This window comes from Tenacibaculum sp. SDUM215027 (assembly GCF_050566205.1).
GTDB lineage: Bacteria > Bacteroidota > Bacteroidia > Flavobacteriales > Flavobacteriaceae > Polaribacter.
In genome coordinates this window covers 72,389-89,963 of sequence record NZ_JBNXUE010000006.1, presented here as the reverse complement: position 1 = coordinate 89,963, position 17,575 = coordinate 72,389, and the positions used below count along the sequence as shown (strand labels likewise).

General features: G+C 31.7%; 16 protein-coding genes. 12 read left to right on the top strand and 4 right to left on the bottom strand.

What is annotated here, in order from left to right; translation table 11 throughout:
- Positions 1-66 precede the first annotated feature (66 nt).
- The 7 genes from ACQYZ7_RS13740 to ACQYZ7_RS13710 all read left to right on the top strand — a co-directional run bounded on the left by ACQYZ7_RS13740 (position 67) and on the right by ACQYZ7_RS13710 (position 9,166).
- A complete protein-coding gene (locus tag ACQYZ7_RS13740; RefSeq protein ID WP_430730295.1) occupies positions 67-1,020 on the top strand; it encodes an acetyl-CoA carboxylase carboxyltransferase subunit alpha in 954 nt (317 codons plus the stop codon).
- A 62-nt stretch (positions 1,021-1,082) separates the two neighbouring features.
- Positions 1,083-1,664 (top strand): hypothetical protein, encoded by a 582-nt coding sequence (locus tag ACQYZ7_RS13735; protein WP_115900794.1) that lies wholly within the window; start codon positions 1,083-1,085, stop codon positions 1,662-1,664.
- A gap of 115 nt (positions 1,665-1,779) precedes the next feature.
- Positions 1,780-2,199, top strand: a complete 420-nt coding sequence (locus ACQYZ7_RS13730; protein ID WP_430730294.1) for a hypothetical protein — start codon at positions 1,780-1,782, stop codon at positions 2,197-2,199.
- A 143-nt stretch (positions 2,200-2,342) separates the two neighbouring features.
- Positions 2,343-3,425: an efflux RND transporter periplasmic adaptor subunit gene (locus tag ACQYZ7_RS13725; RefSeq protein ID WP_430730293.1), complete on the top strand. Its 1,083-nt coding sequence runs from the start codon at positions 2,343-2,345 to the stop codon at positions 3,423-3,425.
- Positions 3,426-3,449: 24 nt separating this feature from the next.
- The gene (locus ACQYZ7_RS13720; protein ID WP_430730292.1) at positions 3,450-6,698 is read left to right on the top strand and encodes an efflux RND transporter permease subunit; all 3,249 of its coding nucleotides are present in this window, start codon (positions 3,450-3,452) and stop codon (positions 6,696-6,698) included.
- Entirely contained in the window at positions 6,688-8,139 is a 1,452-nt protein-coding gene (locus tag ACQYZ7_RS13715) for a TolC family protein (protein WP_430730291.1), read from the top strand. The genes ACQYZ7_RS13720 and ACQYZ7_RS13715 overlap by 11 nt, the downstream gene beginning before the upstream one ends.
- Before the next feature lie 154 nt (positions 8,140-8,293).
- Entirely contained in the window at positions 8,294-9,166 is an 873-nt protein-coding gene (locus ACQYZ7_RS13710) for a cation diffusion facilitator family transporter (RefSeq protein WP_430730290.1), read from the top strand.
- Between the two features lie 30 nt (positions 9,167-9,196).
- On the opposite strand, the gene ACQYZ7_RS13705 is transcribed toward ACQYZ7_RS13710, so the two are convergent.
- Positions 9,197-9,829 (bottom strand): 7-carboxy-7-deazaguanine synthase QueE, encoded by a 633-nt coding sequence (locus tag ACQYZ7_RS13705; protein WP_430730289.1) that lies wholly within the window; start codon positions 9,827-9,829, stop codon positions 9,197-9,199.
- 86 nt (positions 9,830-9,915) lie between these two features.
- Here ACQYZ7_RS13705 and ACQYZ7_RS13700 point away from each other — a divergent pair, with 86 nt between their 5' ends.
- The 4 genes from ACQYZ7_RS13700 (at position 9,916) to ACQYZ7_RS13685 (ending at position 13,417) form a co-directional block, all read left to right on the top strand.
- Positions 9,916-11,436 (top strand): helicase HerA-like domain-containing protein, encoded by a 1,521-nt coding sequence (locus ACQYZ7_RS13700; RefSeq protein ID WP_430730288.1) that lies wholly within the window; start codon positions 9,916-9,918, stop codon positions 11,434-11,436.
- A gap of 41 nt (positions 11,437-11,477) precedes the next feature.
- On the top strand, positions 11,478-12,038 hold the full coding sequence (locus ACQYZ7_RS13695) for a hypothetical protein (RefSeq protein WP_430730287.1): 561 nt from the start codon (positions 11,478-11,480) through the stop codon (positions 12,036-12,038).
- Positions 12,039-12,102: 64 nt separating this feature from the next.
- Positions 12,103-12,645, top strand: coding sequence for a hypothetical protein (locus ACQYZ7_RS13690; protein WP_430730286.1), 543 nt, complete (start codon positions 12,103-12,105; stop codon positions 12,643-12,645).
- Between the two features lie 403 nt (positions 12,646-13,048).
- The gene (locus ACQYZ7_RS13685) at positions 13,049-13,417 is read left to right on the top strand and encodes a cupin domain-containing protein (protein WP_121147479.1); all 369 of its coding nucleotides are present in this window, start codon (positions 13,049-13,051) and stop codon (positions 13,415-13,417) included.
- On the opposite strand, the gene ACQYZ7_RS13680 is transcribed toward ACQYZ7_RS13685, so the two are convergent.
- Positions 13,385-14,074 (bottom strand): ZIP family metal transporter, encoded by a 690-nt coding sequence (locus ACQYZ7_RS13680; RefSeq protein ID WP_320244369.1) that lies wholly within the window; start codon positions 14,072-14,074, stop codon positions 13,385-13,387. The genes ACQYZ7_RS13685 and ACQYZ7_RS13680 overlap by 33 nt on opposite strands.
- Positions 14,071-14,799, bottom strand: coding sequence for a class I SAM-dependent methyltransferase (locus ACQYZ7_RS13675; RefSeq protein ID WP_430730285.1), 729 nt, complete (start codon positions 14,797-14,799; stop codon positions 14,071-14,073). The genes ACQYZ7_RS13680 and ACQYZ7_RS13675 overlap by 4 nt, the downstream gene beginning before the upstream one ends.
- A 113-nt stretch (positions 14,800-14,912) precedes the next feature.
- Here ACQYZ7_RS13675 and ACQYZ7_RS13670 point away from each other — a divergent pair, with 113 nt between their 5' ends.
- On the top strand, positions 14,913-16,094 hold the full coding sequence (locus ACQYZ7_RS13670; RefSeq protein ID WP_430730284.1) for a THUMP domain-containing class I SAM-dependent RNA methyltransferase: 1,182 nt from the start codon (positions 14,913-14,915) through the stop codon (positions 16,092-16,094).
- Between the two features lie 36 nt (positions 16,095-16,130).
- On the opposite strand, the gene ACQYZ7_RS13665 is transcribed toward ACQYZ7_RS13670, so the two are convergent.
- Complete coding sequence (locus ACQYZ7_RS13665; RefSeq protein WP_430730283.1) at positions 16,131-17,567, bottom strand: serine hydrolase; 1,437 nt, start codon at positions 17,565-17,567, stop codon at positions 16,131-16,133.
- Positions 17,568-17,575: the final 8 nt, after the last annotated feature.

Here is a 17,575-nt window from a genome sequence, read left to right as displayed (position 1 = left end):
TAGTATGTTTGCCTTTACAAACAACTAACTATAAAATTAGAAAATCAAACTATATACAAGAATACAATGGAATATTTAGATTTTGAAATGCCAATAAAAGAGCTAGAAGATCAGTTGGCAAAATGTTTTGATATAGGAAAAGAAAGCGATGTAGATGTAACAGCTACATGTAAGAAAATTGAAAAAAAATTAGAGAAAGCTAAAAAAGATATATACAAGAATTTAACTGCATGGCAACGAGTACAGTTGTCTCGTCATCCAAACCGTCCTTACACATTAGATTACATTAAAGCACTTTGTGGAGATACTTTTATGGAGTTACACGGAGATCGTAGCGTAAAAGACGATAAAGCCATGATTGGAGGTTTAGGTAAGATAGGAGATCAATCTTTTATGTTTATCGGGCAACAAAAAGGATACAATACCAAAACACGTCAGTATCGTAACTTTGGTATGGCAAATCCAGAAGGATACCGTAAAGCATTACGTTTAATGCGTATGGCTGAAAAATTTGGTATTCCTGTAGTAACTTTTGTAGATACTCCAGGAGCTTACCCAGGATTAGAAGCTGAAGAGCGTGGACAAGGAGAAGCGATTGCTCGTAATATTTTTGAAATGACTCGTTTAAAGACTCCAATTATTACAATAATTATAGGAGAAGGAGCTTCAGGAGGAGCTTTAGGAATAGGAGTAGGAGACAGAGTATATATGTTAGAAAACTCATGGTACTCAGTTATTTCACCAGAAAACTGTTCTTCAATATTATGGCGTAGCTGGTCAGAGAAAGAAAAAGCAGCTGAAGCATTAAAGTTAACAGCAGAAGATGGTATGAAACTAAAAATAGTAGACGATATCATCAAAGAACCATTAGGAGGTGCACATTCTGATCGTGAAGGAACTTTTAAAGCTGTGCAAGAACAAATCATAAAAGCTTACAAAGAACTTAAAGATATAAAAGAGAAAGACTTAATAGCTCAACGTATGGACAAATATGCCAATATGGGAGTTTATAAAGAATAAAATTTTTTACAAGAAAAAAACTACTCGCTTCATTAACTAATGAAGCGAGTTTTTTTATAAATATGAAAAAGATATTAATATTTATTGGATGTATAATCTTTACCAGTAATATAATTAGTCAAACTCAAAAGGCAAGTTTAATATTTTTAGATGGAGATGTATTAGAAGGTTATGGAGTTATTACTAAAGATAATAAAATTAAGTTTAGAATATCTTTAGATGAAAAACCAGATGTTTGGGATAACTTAATAGTTAGGGGTATTATATTTTATGGTTTTGAAAAAGAAGAAGAATATGAGTACATATATACCAAAATAAAGAAGGAACCAGAACTATTAAGAGTTGTTTTAAAAGGAAAGATTACTTTATATGAAAGAAAAAGGTTTTTTAAAGTTTATAGATTAAATAATTTGAACGATGAAGACTTTGGAAATAGTTTTCTAGGTGTTAGAGAAAATATAGATTTATTTATAAAAAGAGATAATGAAGAAATAGCAACTCTATACAACAGAACTATGAAAAGAAGTATTCAAAATTACTTTAAAGATTGTGATGTTATTTTTGATTTGATAGAGTCAAATGAATATAGAAAATATTCTAGAGAGAAACTAGTTAAAAACTACAATATATTTTGTGGAGATTAATGATAAAGTTATAGTATTAAAAACTCGCCATTTGGCGAGTTTTTTTGTTTTATAAATATTTTACAATATTATTTGTTTGTTAAATGAATTTATATATATAATTTTGCCGACCGAAATGAGTAATACATTTAACAAATATCTTTTTCTATTAATATTCTTATTAAAAGGATGGTCTACATCATATGCAGATCATAACAATTTTAATAAGAGTATATCAGTGCCTGTTTTAAATTCAGCCTGTATAGAGACCCAAATTGTTACTCAAAACACCATTAACTTAGCTTTTGATAAACAGCATCAAGATTCTGAAAGGGAGAATTATTTTGAAATCAGCGAGATTGAAGACAAAACCCAAGACGAAAATGAAGTAGATGAAAATTTATCAAAATTCGGAAGTTACTTATCAGCCATCTTACATGCGCAGTTTTTTGAGTGCCAGTTTTGTGTAGTAAAAGAAAAAGCACAACGCTTTAAAGAGTACACTTTTAGCGCTATAGTAAAACTCCATGTAAAATTTCAAGTTTTTATAATTTGATACCCTCTTCGGTAAAGTATGCCTAAACCTATCATTTAGCTTACTTTATTTATTCACGCATAAGAATTTAATTAAATTTTTAGAATGACCATTGGTTTTCAATGGTTAAACACTCAATCTAACTTTACAAATACATACAAAAAATGAAAAAAATCTTCATTTTCATGAGCCTATTTGCGCTATTAACTAACATTAGCTGCGAATCAAAAAAGGAATCTAAACATCCAGAAACAAAGTTCCTTGTAACCAATCCTATTAAAAAAGATACATCAATAACTAAAGATTATGTAAGTCAAATACATGCCATTCAACACATAGAACTTAGGGCACTAGAAAAAGGATATTTAAAGAAAGTATTTGTTGATGAAGGACAACATGTAAAAAAAGGACAAAACATGTTTCAAATATCAGCAAACGTTTATAAAGCAGATTTACAAAAAGCAAAAGCAGAAGCAAAAGCTGCTGAAATTGAATATAAAAACACGGAATTATTAGCAGATGGAAACGTAGTTTCTAAAAACGAATTAGCCTTAGCAAAAGCAAACTATGAAAAAGCAAAAGCTGAAGTAATGCTAGCACAAACACACCTAGGTTTTACAAGCATTAAGGCACCATTTAACGGTATAATGGACCACTTGCATGTTAGAAAAGGAAGTTTGTTAGATGAAGGAGAACTCCTAACAACACTATCAGACAACAGTAAAATGTGGGTATATTTTAATGTACCAGAAACAGAATATTTAGACTACATAATGAGTCAAGATAAAGACAAGAAAAAAGAAGTAACACTTTTAATGGCAAATAACAAACCATTCAATCAAAAAGGAATAGTAGAAACGATTGAAGGAGAGTTTAACAATGAAACAGGAAATATTGCCTTTAGAGCAACTTTCCCAAATCCAGATGGAATTTTAAGACACGGAGAAACAGGAAGTATTTTAATGGAAGTTCCATACGAAGGAGCCTTAATAATTCCACAAAAAGCTACTTTTGAAGTATTAGATAAAAAATATGTTTTTGTAGTAGATAAAAACAATACAGTAAAACAACAAGAAATTACTGTAGAAGCAGAATTACCACACTTATTTATAGTAGAAAAAGGACTTACAGAAAACGATAAAATATTGTTAGAAGGAATCCGTATGGTAAAAGACCAACAAAAGATACATGTTGAGTTTAAAGAGCCAAATGCTGTAATGTCTAGTTTAGACTTATATGCAGAGTAATCAAAAACTAAAATTCAACAAAACATGTTTAGTCAATTTATAAAAAGACCAGTACTAGCAATTGTTATTTCGATAATAGTTGTTTTTACGGGGTTGTTATCAATAAAACAACTCCCAATATCACAGTTTCCACAAATTGCACCAACCACGGTAAACATATTTATAGCATACCCAGGTTCAAGTGCAGATGTATTGGTAAACTCAACACTAATTCCTCTAGAAACAGCCATCAATGGAGTACAAGGAATGCGTTATATCGCTTCTGATGCTACAAGTGCAGGAGAAGGAACCTTACGTGTAATTTTTGAACCAGGTACAGATCCCAACCAAGCGGTAGTTAGGGTAAAAACAAGGGTAGATCAAGTAATGCCTTTATTACCTGAATTAGTACAGCGAGAAGGAGTAATTATAACCCCAGTACAACCAAGTATGTTAATGTATGTGAACCTTTTTAGTAAAGAAAAACATAATGACGAAAAGTTCCTATACAACTATGCGTACACCAAAATGATACCCGAGATTCAACGTATTAACGGTATTGCCAGTGCTAAAATTTTAGGAAGTAGAAAATATGCGATGAGAGTTTGGTTAAAACCAGACCGAATGAGAGCCTATAATATTTCTGCGGAAGAAATTTTAGAAGCGATGGAAGACCAAAGTATTTTGGCAAGACCCGGAAGACTGGGAAGAAGTTCAGGAATAAAATCTCAATCACTAGAATACGTACTTACCTATCAAAACAGGTATAACGAACCAGATCAGTATAAAAACATTATAATTCGAGCAAATAAAGAAGGAGAAATTTTAAAATTAAAAGATGTTGCCGAAGTAAAATTAGGGAGTGAATTCTTCGATATTTACTCAAATTTAGATGGACACCCATCAGCATCAATCGTTTTAAAACAAACTTTTGGAAGTAATGGTAGTGATGTAATAGCATCGGTAAAAGAAAAACTAAAAGAATTAAAAGAAGATTTACCTCCTGGTATTGATTTTAAAATTAGTTATGACGTTTCTAACTTCTTAGACGCCTCTATAGAACAAGTAATACATACACTTAGAGATGCCTTTATTTTAGTAGCAATTGTGGTATTCCTATTCTTGGGAGATTTACGATCGACCTTAATTCCAATTATAGCAGTACCAGTATCCTTAATCGGAGCTTTCTTTATAATGCAGCTTTTTGGACTTTCAATAAACTTAATTACCCTGTTTGCATTAGTGTTAGCGATTGGTATTGTAGTAGATGATGCTATTGTAGTTGTAGAAGCAGTCCATTTAAAAATGGAGAAAGAACATCTAACACCTTATCAAGCATCTAAAGCAGCATTAGGAGAAATAGGTGGTGCTATTTTAGCAATTACATTGGTTATGGTTTCTGTATTTGTGCCAATTTCATTTATGACAGGGCCGGTAGGAGTTTTCTACAGACAGTTCTCTATAACAATGGCGGGATCTATCATTATTTCAGCAGTGGTAGCATTAACATTAACACCAGTATTGTGTGCAATGATGTTGAAGAACAACCACGGAAAAGAAAGAAAAAAATCAATAGTAGATAAATTTATTGATTGGTTTAACAAAGGATTTGAAAAGCTTACAGGAAGATATGTAAAAGTGTTAAACAGAATCGTAGCACGAAGAATGTTAACCTTTGGAGTATTACTAGCTTTCTGTGCAGGAATATTTATTACCAATAAAACATTACCAGCAGGTTTTATTCCTAGTGAAGACCAAGGAATGATTTACGCAATCATTCAAACACCACCAGGTGCTACCTTAGAACGTACAAACGAAGTAGCAAGAAAACTACAACAAATTTGTGAAGAAACTGAGGGAGTAGAGTCAGTTTCATCTTTAGCAGGATATGAAATTATGACCGAGGGTAGAGGGTCAAACGCAGGAACTTGTTTAATTAACTTGAAACCATGGTCAGAACGTCATCATTCAGTTCACGAAATCATGGAAGAACTAGAAGAAGAAACCAAAGACTTAGGAGCGGTTATAGAATATTTTGAACCACCAGCAGTACCAGGTTTTGGATCTTCAGGAGGATTCTCAATGCGTTTATTAGATAAAACAAACTCAACAGACTACCACGAGTTTGAACGTATTAATAATAAGTTTATGGAATCGTTATCAAAACGAAAAGAGCTTACTGGGTTATTTACTTTTTACTCTGCAAACTATCCGCAGTACGAATTAAAAATCGACAATAAAAAAGCGATGCAAAAAGGAGTGACCATTGGTAAAGCCATGGAAAACCTAAACATTTTAATAGGTAGTACCTATGAACAAGGTTTTATTCGTTTTGGTAGATTCTTTAAAGTATATACACAAGCAGCGCCAGAATACAGAAGAATCCCTTCAGATTTAGAAAAGCTATATGTTAAAAATGAAGAGGGAGAAATGGTGCCTTATTCAGCTTTTATGAGTTTAGAGAAAAAACTGGGGCCTAATGAGATAACACGATACAATTTATATAATTCAGCAGCTATTAGAGGGTTACCAGCACTAGGATACACAAGTGGAGATGCTATTAACGCAATTAAAGAAGTAGCAGCAAAAGAATTACCAAGAGGTTATGATGTAGCTTGGGAAGGACTTACCTATGATGAAGCAAGAAGAGGTAATGAATCAGTATATATATTCATTATTGTTTTAGCCTTTGTATATTTTGTATTAGCAGCGCAGTACGAAAGTTTTATACTACCATTAGCTGTAATTTTATCGCTTCCAGTAGGAGTGTATGGTTCATTTACACTATTAAAATTAATGGGCTTAGCAAATGATGTATATGCACAAATAGGGATTATTATGTTGGTTGGTCTCTTAGGAAAAAATGCGGTGTTAATTGTAGAATTTGCGGTACTAAAACGAAGTCAAGGAGCTACAATTTTTGAAGCAGCTATTGAAGGAGCTAAAGAACGATTTAGACCAATTTTAATGACGTCATTTGCTTTTATAGCAGGATTAATACCGTTAGTTATAGCGCATGGAGCAGGAGCCATTGGTAATAGAACTATTGGAGGATCAGCTTTAGGAGGAATGTTAATAGGAACAATCTTCGGAGTTTTAATTATACCAGGTCTCTATTACATATTTGCTAAAATGAGTGATGGAAGAAGTCTAATTAAAGACGAAGCTAACGAACCAGTTTCTGAAGAGTTTATAAGAATAAATGAAGTTGAAGGAAGTAAAACAAAAGCTAAAATAGCAGAGCTTAAAAAACTTCTAAAGAAAATAATTAAAAGAGATAATAATGAAAACTAAACAAAGAAGTTTATTTATAGTAAAAAAAGCACACTTTTTAAGTGTGCTTATGCTCTTGTTTTTGTGTTCTTGTATACCAAATCAAGTATTAAAAGAGGAAAATAAAGCGGTACCAGAGAGTTTTAATAACGAACCTGTAGATTCGTTAAATACAGCCAATATTGAATGGCGTAACTTTTTTTCAGATTCACATTTGATTTCTCTGATAGATACAGCTTTATCAAAGAACCAAGAGTTGAACATAATGTTACAACAGGTAGCTATTTCAAAAAATAACATCAAAGCAAAGAAAGGAGAGTATTTACCGTTTGTAAATATGTATGCTGGTGCTGAAGTAGAGAAAGTTGGAAAGTATACAAGAAATGGAGCAGTAGAAGAGAACTTACATATTAGAGAAGGTGAAAAATTCCCAGAACCATTAACTGATTTTTCCATAGGACTTTCTGCTTCATGGGAATTAGATGTTTGGAAGAAATTACGTAATGAAAAGAAAGCTGCAGTACTTGAATACTTTGCTTCAGTTGAAGGAAAAAACTTCATGGTGACTAATTTAGTTTCAGAAATTGCAAATTCATATTATGAGTTGTTAGCGTTAGATAATGAGTTGTCAATGGTTTCACAGAACTTAGAAATTCAAAAAAATGCATTACAAATGGTAAAGCTTCAAAAGCAAGCAGCAAGAACTACCGAATTAGCAGTACGTAGGTTTGAAGCAAGTGTGCTTAAAAATCAGAGTCATTTGTATGAGCTTAAACAAGAGATAGTAGAGACTGAAAATAAAATTAATTTTTTAGTAGGAAGGTATCCGCAGCCTATAGAAAGAAATTCAGATAATTTTATTGATAAGTCCATAGAAGGAATTAAAGCAGGAATCCCTTCACAACTGTTACAAAACAGACCCGACTTAAGGAGAGCTGAATACGAATTAGCAGCAGCCAAGTTAAATACTAAAATAGCACGAGCTAATTTTTATCCATCAATCGGTATAAAAGCAGGAGTGGGGTTACAAGCATTTAAACCTAAGTTTTTAACATCAACACCAGAATCGTTAGTGTATTCTTTAGCAGGAGATATTGTAGGACCTTTAATCAATAGAAACGCTATAAAAGCAGCCTATAAAACAGCCAACAATAAACAATTACAAGCTGTTTACGAATACGAAAGAGCTATTTTAAATGCGTATTTAGAAGTAGCGAACGAGCTTTCGAAAATTGATAACTTAAAAAACAGTTATGATTTAAAAAAGCAACAAGTAGAAGCGTTAAACGAATCTATAGACCTTTCAATTCGTCTGTTTAAATCGGCAAGGGCTGAATATACAGAAGTGTTGTTAACGCAAAGAGAAGCATTAGAATCTAAAATTGAAATTATAGAAACTAAAAGAGATCAATTGTTGGCAAACGTAAAAGTATATAAAGCCTTAGGAGGAGGCTGGAACTAATTTTTTTCATTCGTTATTAATTATTAATTGTTGTTAAAGAGGTAGTTTTTATTAACTATCCAAAAGACTCGCTAACTGGCGAGTCTTTTTTATTCAATACTTTTCAAGTACCTTCGTGATACCTCATAAAAAGAGATTGTAATATCATAATTCAATGAGTAAAGAAGAGTTAGCTATAAAAACCACCTACTTTAGTATTCTAAGTAATACTAGTTTAGCAATTATTAAAGGATTAGCAGGTATTTTTGGAAACTCATACGCATTAATAGCAGATGCAATTGAATCTACTACCGATATTTTTTCTTCTATTTTAGTGTTGTTAGGATTAAAATATGCGAAAAGACCCGCAGATAAGAATCACCCGTATGGACATGGAAAAATAGAACCTTTAATTACTTTTGTCGTGGTAGCCTTTTTGGTAACTTCAGCTACAATTATAGCGTATGAAAGTATACAGAATATTCAAACACCTCATAAAGTACCAAAACCTTGGACTTTGCTCGTTTTAGGAGCAATTATAATTTGGAAAGAAGTATCTTTTCAAATAGTAATAAGAAAAAGTAAGGAAACCAATAGCTCTTCCTTAAAAGCAGATGCGTGGCACCATAGAAGTGATGCGATTACCTCAGTAATGGCTTTTATAGGAATTTCAATAGCGCTTATTTTTAAAGAAGGCTATGAGACAGCAGATGATTGGGCAGCTTTATTAGCCTCATTTTTTATTTTATACAATAGTTATTTAATTTTTAGACCAGCGCTGGGAGAGATAATGGATGAACATGTATACGATGATTTGATAGATGAAATAAGAGAAAAGTCTATGGAAGTAGTAGGTGTTTTAGGGACAGAAAAATGCTTTGTTCGTAAAGCAGGAATGAAGTATCATGTAGATTTACATGCCATTGTAGATAGTACAATTACAGTAAAAAAAGGACACGATATTGCACATAAATTAAAAGACTACTTAAGAGAAAAACTCCCAGATTTAGGACATGTTTTAATTCATATAGAACCAAGTGAATACTAAAAAAGCAACCTAATTAGGTTGCTTTTTTGTTTACGGTATATTTAAATATTTATGAGTTTGTAAGGAAATTTTCCATTGTGGATGTTCCATCACATAATCAATAATTTGCGGAGTCATTTTTTCCTTTTTACTCCATTCAGGTTGTAAAAACAACTTACACTTTTTACCAACTTTAGCAGCCTGTTCCTCAGCAAACTGAAAATCATTTTTATTATGAATAATCATTTTCAATTCATCAGCTTCTTGGTAAGCACGTTCCAAAGGTAATTTGTTCTTTTTAGGAGATAAGCAAAACCAATCCCAAACCCCTGAAAAATCATACGCTCCAGAAGTTTCAATATGTGTTTTAATACCTTTTTCTTGAAGTTGACCAGTAATATAATCTAAACTCCACATTAAAGGCTCTCCACCTGTAATAACTACAGTTTCGGCATATTTCTTTGCATTTTCAATAATGATATCCGTTTTTGTAGGTGGATGTAAATTAGCATCCCAGCTTTCTTTTACATCACACCAATGGCAACCAACATCGCAACCACCAATACGAATAAAATAAGCAGCAGTACCAGTGTGTGCTCCTTCTCCCTGAATCGTATAAAACTCTTCCATTAACGGAAGCATTTCTCCTGTATTAATTAACTCTTGTACTTCTTTTTTCAACATAAGGGTGCAAAGATAGGCAACATTAAAAATTAATGAATGATTTTTGTTACTTTTACGTGTTTTTATCACAAAAAAGGTCATAAATAATGAGTAAAACCGAAGAGTTTTTCAATTACATCAAAGAAGGCTATACACCAAAAGGAGAGTTTATTACACTAGGAGCAGGAATGTTAGGAGAAGAAACAGTAACTAATGCCCATGTAAATATTCCTTTAAAAACATTAAATCGTCATGGATTAATAGCTGGAGCAACAGGAACAGGAAAAACAAAAACCTTACAAGTACTGGCGGAGAACATGTCAGAAAAAGGAATTCCTGTATTATTGATGGATGTAAAAGGAGACTTAAGTGGATTGGCACAACCAAGTCCTGGACATGCAAAGATTGATGAACGTCATGAAAAAATCGGAATACCATTTACTCCAACAAAATTTCCAATAGAAATCTTATCAATTTCAGAACAAAATGGAGTGCGTTTGCGTGCTACCGTTTCTGAATTTGGGCCTGTATTATTATCGCGTATATTAGATTTGACTGAAACACAATCAGGAATTGTAGCGATTATTTTTAAATATTGTGATGATAATCAATTACCATTATTAGACTTAAAAGATTTCAAGAAAATTCTTCAATATATTACCAATGAAGGAAAGGAAGAAATTAAAAAAGAGTATGGACGAATCTCTACCGCAAGTACAGGAGCAATTCTTAGAAAAATTATTGAAATTGAGCAACAAGGAGGTGATTTATTCTTCGGAGAAAAATCGTTTGATGTTGACGATTTAACTCGAATAGATGAAAACGGACGTGGAGTTATTTCTGTACTACGTTTAACAGATATTCAAGATAAACCAAAACTGTTTTCAACCTTTATGTTACAATTACTAGCTGAGGTATATGAAACTTTCCCAGAGCAAGGAGATAGCGGTAGACCAGAATTGATAATTTTTATAGATGAAGCTCATTTAGTATTTGATGAAGCTTCAAAAGCGTTGTTAAGTCAGATTGAAAGTATCGTAAAGTTAATCCGTTCAAAAGGAATAGGATTGTATTTCGTTACACAAAATCCAAAAGATGTTCCAGAAGATGTATTGGCTCAGTTAGGAATGAAAGTTCAACATGCTTTACGTGCATTTACGGCAAAAGATAGAAAAGCAATTAAATTAGCCGCAGAAAATTATCCAGATTCTGAATATTACGATACTAAAGAAGTATTAACACAGTTAGGGATAGGAGAGGCATTGATTTCTGTTTTAAATGAAAAAGGAATTCCAACTCCGTTAGCGAGAACAATGTTACGTGCACCAATGAGTAAAATGGACGTATTAACAGAGAAGGAAATTAAGCAAGTTTTAGACAATTCGAGATTAATTCCGAAATACAACGATGAGGTAGACAGAGAGAGTGCATACGAAATGCTGAATGAGAAGATTGAAAAAATAAATGAAGAGAAAACCAAAGAAGCTCGTAAAGAGGAAGATGAAAGAACGAGAAGAAAATCTTCAACAGGTAGTAGAAGTACTCGTATGAACCCAGTAGTAAAAGTATTAACGAGTGCTACTTTTATTAGAGCAGCTTTTGGGATTTTGAAAAAAGTACTAAAATAACAAATAGAAGAAATAGACGTTTTAAATATAAAAGAAGACCAATGAGAACATTAATGAAACCTTTAGTTATCGCAGTAATATCAGTATTATTTATCCAATGTGGTAATAGTAAATTTGAAATTGCTAAAGGAAAAGTAGGTAAATTAACTACTAAAACAACTGTTAACGAGATTGAAAACGTATTTAAGCAAGACTCAGTAGTTAAAGTACTAAGTGAAGGGGCTAAAGGAAATAATCTTTTTCAAGAAGATGATAAGTATTTAGTATATGAAAAAGGAGGGAAGCATTTATTAACCATTACTCCAAAAGAACAATTAGATTCTATATCAACAATTAAAAGTATTGAGGTTTTTGACGATCGTTTTAAAACAAAATCAGGAATCAATATAAAATCTACTTTTCAAGAAATTAACGCAAATACTAAAGTAAGTAAAGTTGAATCATCGTTTTCATCAGCTACATTATTTATTGATGATTTAAACGCAACAATAACGATTGATAATGAAGATTTAGGTTTAAAAGAATTTAGTACTCAAAAAGTAACCAAAGAGCAAATTCCAGATTTAGCCAAAATTAAATCATTTACCATTTGGTTTAACTAAAATATTCGAAGCCGAAACAGATGTTTCGGCTTTTTAATTAATAATAGCTACGTAATTTTAAAAGATGGAAGTAATAAAAATAGTATTTTTTGTATTGGGAGTTTTCTTTGGAGAAAACAGTAGAATAGGAGCGGAGAAAACAACCGTTACGGTAAACCCAAAAGAGCAAACAGTGACCATTGTTCAAGAAAATATATTTGCACTTATAGTGAAAGAAGGAGATAGTTTACAGGTTAGCTCAGAACTAAAAAAAGTGATAGCAAGAAACTGGAGGAAAGAAATAGAAGGATACCCATCAAAATCATGTACTTTTTATGTTACAGATGACAGTAATTTGAACGCAAAAATTATATTGAATTATCCTTCGGAAAAAGATCTAAAAGATTTTGCGTTAGATTTTAACCATGAAACAAAAGAGTTCTCTTTAATAAACATTCCTGATTGGAATGTTGAAACAGAAGATGGAGCGTTAAAAGGAAATTATTGGAGGTTTAGGGCAGATAATAGCTTTACTTTTGTTGTTACTCCTTTTAAAAACATGCCAGATAAGTTTAAAAATGCTAAAAGGAGCCTTACACCAATTTGGAAAGCTGAAAAGGATAAATAAAAGAGACATCATAAAAAAGTCTTTTTATTTGCCTAATGCCTTGATATCAGTGATCTATATCCTGATATATAAAAGAAAAATTTATAAAGCATAGTTTTATTTGATAGCTTTTTGGAAGTCTTTTTTTTTCTAAGAATTACGTTTTTAAGTGAAGGATTTCTATTTATAATAATTGTAGTTTGATAATAAAATAATTTTATTAAGTTTGTGATCAATAATCACTAACCGAAGTGTACAGTATACCGCCGGGGGGCTAGTAACTGTACATGGAAAAGATTGAGCATCCATTTTTTTGGGTGCTCTTTTTTGTTTTTTTAATATTGGAATAATTTTTCGTCTATTTTAATTAAGTTCGTAAAACAAATTATAAGCTTAAAAATTCGAAAGAAATAAGTAAAATAATATGAGTAAAAAATATACCATTCAAAAAAGTCCGTTTGTAGTACCAACTACCGACGGAAAATTAATTGAAGAACATTTTGGAAATGCTACTGATGGAAACTCAAAAGTAAGTATTGCACATATGATAGCTCCTCCAGGTTGGAGTGAACCTTTTCAAAAACCAGAATTTGAAGAATATACCTACATAATTAAAGGGAAAAAGCAATTCAATATTGATGGTGAAATTGTAGTATTAGAAGCTGGACAATCTATTAAAATTGAAAAAAATACACGTATTCAATATTCCAACCCATTTACCGAGCCTTGTGAGTATTTAGCGGTGTGTTTACCTGCCTTCTCAATGGGGTTGGTGCATAGAGAAGATAGTTAATAACACTCCTAAAATAATAGCTGCAAATTTTTTGTAGTTGAATTTGTGGTTTTCAGTACTTTCAAAAAGAATAATGGTTGAAATGTGTAAAAACACACCAACTATTAAGGCTGTAATTTCTGTATGATATTGTTCTATTAAAGGGACTTTGTTAGATACTAAAATACCTAAAGGACTCATTAATGCAAATACTGTTAAAAAGAAAAATACTGCTTTTTTCGAATACTTTGCATGCAATAAAAAGGTAGTTAAAACAATAGCAATCGGAATTTTATGTACGATTATTGCCCATAACAAATTATCATCTGCGTGATGAATTGGCAATCCTTCTGAAAAAGCATGGATACATAAACTAATAAATAGTAACCAAGGAAATTCTGAAGAGTCAGAATGTAAATGGATATGTCCGTGTTCAGCACCTTTAGAAAAAGATTCCAATACTGATTGAATAATGATTCCTACTAAAATTAAGATACCAACTAAATTTGTGTTATCGGTATGGTGATATACTTCTGGCAATAAATGTAAAATGGTTACCGAAAGTAAATAAGCACCACTAAAGGCTAATAATAAGCGAACGAAGGTGTTACTAGGTTTTAGTGTAAATACAAATAAAACACCTACTAAAACAGAAACAATTAGCAATAAGTAACTCATTTTGCAACAATAATTAAACGGTCAGAAGATTGTGAATTAAAATCATTAAGGTTGTAATCGCCAAAAACATGTGTTACCTGTAGGCCAACACTATCAAAATACGATTGTAGTTTATCTAAAGTTAAAAACTTTACACGCTCAGTGTACGAGTGTGATTTTCCTTCAGCAGTAAAAGAAATATGCTTTAAGATAAATCCGTCTTTAATTTCTTTTTTAATATTGAATTCAATACTATCAATAGTTTTTATTTCCTCTTTTACTAAAGTGTTTCTTACTTTTTCAACATTTAAAAAGTCTAAGACAAACACTCCGTTTTCTTTTAACCCGTTTTTTATACTTCTTAAAACAGCAATATCTTCGTTATCATCTTCAAAATACCCAAAACTAGTAAAGAGATTAAACACAGCATCGTATTTACTTTCAATAGGCTTTCGCATGTCCCAAACCTCAAAATGAAGCGTATCATTTTCAAACTGTTTAGCATGTTCAATACTATTTTCGCTTAAATCACCTCCTACAACATTATAACCTAAGGAGTTTAAGTACACTGCATGACGCCCTTTACCACAAGGTAAATCAGCAATACGACTCAATTTAGGTAGTTGTAAAAAAGAAGTAATATTTCGCATAAAAAACTGCGCATCGGCATCGTTTCTATGCTTGTATAAAATATGATAGTATGGTGTGTTAAACCAAGAAGTAAACCAATCTGTTGTTGTATTCATAACTATAAAGGTCTGCAAAAATACGCAAAACTTACGTTTTTTATATTCAAAGTAGAAAAGATTCACAACAACCCAAAATTAGCTGTACTTTTGCAATGAAATTTTACAGTTACATGGAAAAAGATTTTAAAATGACTGCCGTAACGATGGCAGGTTTAGAAGGAGTTTTAGCTGACGAGTTACGTCAACTAGGAGCAATGGAAGTGAAAGAAGGAATACGAAGTGTTACTTTTAAGGGTGATAAAGGATTTATGTACAAAGCAAACATTGCTTTACGTACTGCTATTCGTATTTTAAAACCAATAAAACGTAGTAAAATTTTTGATGAAGAAGATTTATACGAAGCAATTCAGCGTGTAAAATGGGAACGTTTTTTAGATGTTGATGGAACGTTTGCAATTGGTTCTGTAGTAAATTCTAATAATTTCACGACCAATTCACATTACATTAGTTTAAAATCGAAGGATGCAATTGCAGATTATTTTATGCACAAGTATAAAAAACGTCCGAATGTAGATTTAAAGTATCCAGATGTAAAAGTTCATATTCACATTCATAAAGAATGGTTAACCATTTCGTTAGATTCATCAGGTGATTCATTACACAAACGTGGATATCGTAGTGCAACTAATATTGCACCAATTAATGAGGTGTTAGCAGCAGGATTAGTGTTGCTTTCTGGATATAAAGGAGAGGAGAATTTTATTGACCCGATGTGTGGTTCAGGAACTATTTTAATTGAAGCAGCAATGATTGCGAATCAAATTCCTGCAAACATTAATCGTAAGCATTTTGCATTTGAAAACTGGAAGGATTATGATGAAGAGTTATACTTTGTTATTCAAGACTCATTGTTGAAAAAAATACGAAGTTCACATTTTAAAATTATGGGCTTTGATAAGGCTCCGTCAGCAGTTAGAAAAGCACAACAGAATATTATCAATGCAAATTTAGAAGAGTTTATAGGTGTGCACCATGTAAACTTTTTTAACTCCAAGAAAGAGGTGTTTGGTAAAACAACAATTTTATTTAATCCGCCATATGGAGAACGTTTAAATATTGATGTAGAAGAATTTTATACAAAAATAGGAGATACTTTAAAGAATAACTATCCAAATTCAACAGCGTGGTTAATTACATCGGATATTCAAGCTTTAAAGCATGTAGGTTTACGAACGTCGAAAAGAATTCCGCTTAAGAATGCCGATTTAGATTGTCGTTTTGTAAAATACGAACTTTACGAAGGAAGTAAAAAAACAAAGAAGAATACTTCATTTAATGATGAAGAAGAATAATAAAAACTCCGCTGAAAAGCGGAGTTTTTGTTAGTGCTAATTATTTATAGCCAATAATTCGCGTAACTTCTCCTTTCCATTTAAGTTCTCAGGGTTTATTTCTAAACTCTTTTGATAATTTTTGATAGCTTTTTTTATCTGTCCGTCTTTCATGTAGGCTTCTCCTAAAGAATCGTATGCATTGTATGATTCAGGATGAGATAGTATTTCAAGTGTAAATAAGTCGATTGCTTTTTTATAAAAACCTTTTTTTATCATTTCGTAACCTTTCGTATTTAAGTCAATTTCTGAAATTTTAAATTTTGATTTTCGGATTAAAGCTTTTGCTTGTTCAATGTCTTCATTTAAACAGGTTTTTATGACTTCTTTGGTAAAAAAGTAATTGTTTAGTTTTGAAGTGTTTCCAGAAATAGTTTTTTGAATAAAGTAGCGAGCATCTAAAAAACCTTTATCAGCGTCTTTGTTTGTTAGAATTATAACTGAGTACCCTTTTTGTTTATAAACACGCCATTCGTTACCTACACCATAATGTCCTCCAGTATGTCCATATATAGTACCTTCTTTTGGGGTAGGAAATTGCATTCCATAACCATAGTAACTGTCTTTCTTTAAAGGAGTAGTGAATAGTTTAGTGTATTCTTTATTAAGTAGTTTATAGTTCTGTATAGCTTGGGAAAATTTATACAAATCATCTAAGGTGGTATATCCGCCTCCATGAGCACCGCCTCTTACAGGATACGTATGAATATTTATTTTAAGCTTATTCGGGTGGACTTCAGAAGTTGTATAACCCTCTGCGGCATTGTCAATAGGATGATCTAAGTCATAGTTTCCTGTATTTTTCATCGAAGCAATCGAATAAATATTGCTTTCTAAATAATTATTATAATTTGTACCAGATACAACTTCAATTATTTTTCCTAGTATCAGATAATTAGTGTTTCGGTAAGAAAATATTTTACCAGGTTTGGACTCCATTGGTTCATTTTCATAAAGAGAACTAAAGTCATTTGTAAATCTAAATAAATCTTTGGATCCTCTGATAAAGGATTCTCTGGCAAAAAAATGTGGCAGTCCACTTGTATGTGTTAAAAGGTGAGCTATTGTTACAGAATCTCTAACAGTTTTATTAGGGTAATTTGGAAGAAATTTTCCAATATTGTCTTGTAATGATAATTTACCTTTTTGTATTAACTGTAATATGGCTATAGCAGTAAATGACTTACCAATAGAACCTTGATTGAATTTTGTATCTGTTCTATTTTTAACTTTATGTCCTAAATGTGCATATCCATAAGCTTTCTTGAATAAGATGCTGTCATTTTTAGCAATTAAAACTGCTCCACTAAATCCATCTAAAGAGTCTAAGTAATTAGTAATTTTATTTACATTAGGATCTTTAATAGATGTAAGTTTTTTATTTGTACAAGAAAGTATGATTATAAGTAAAAGGGAATAAGTTATTTTTTTCATTTTTAGGG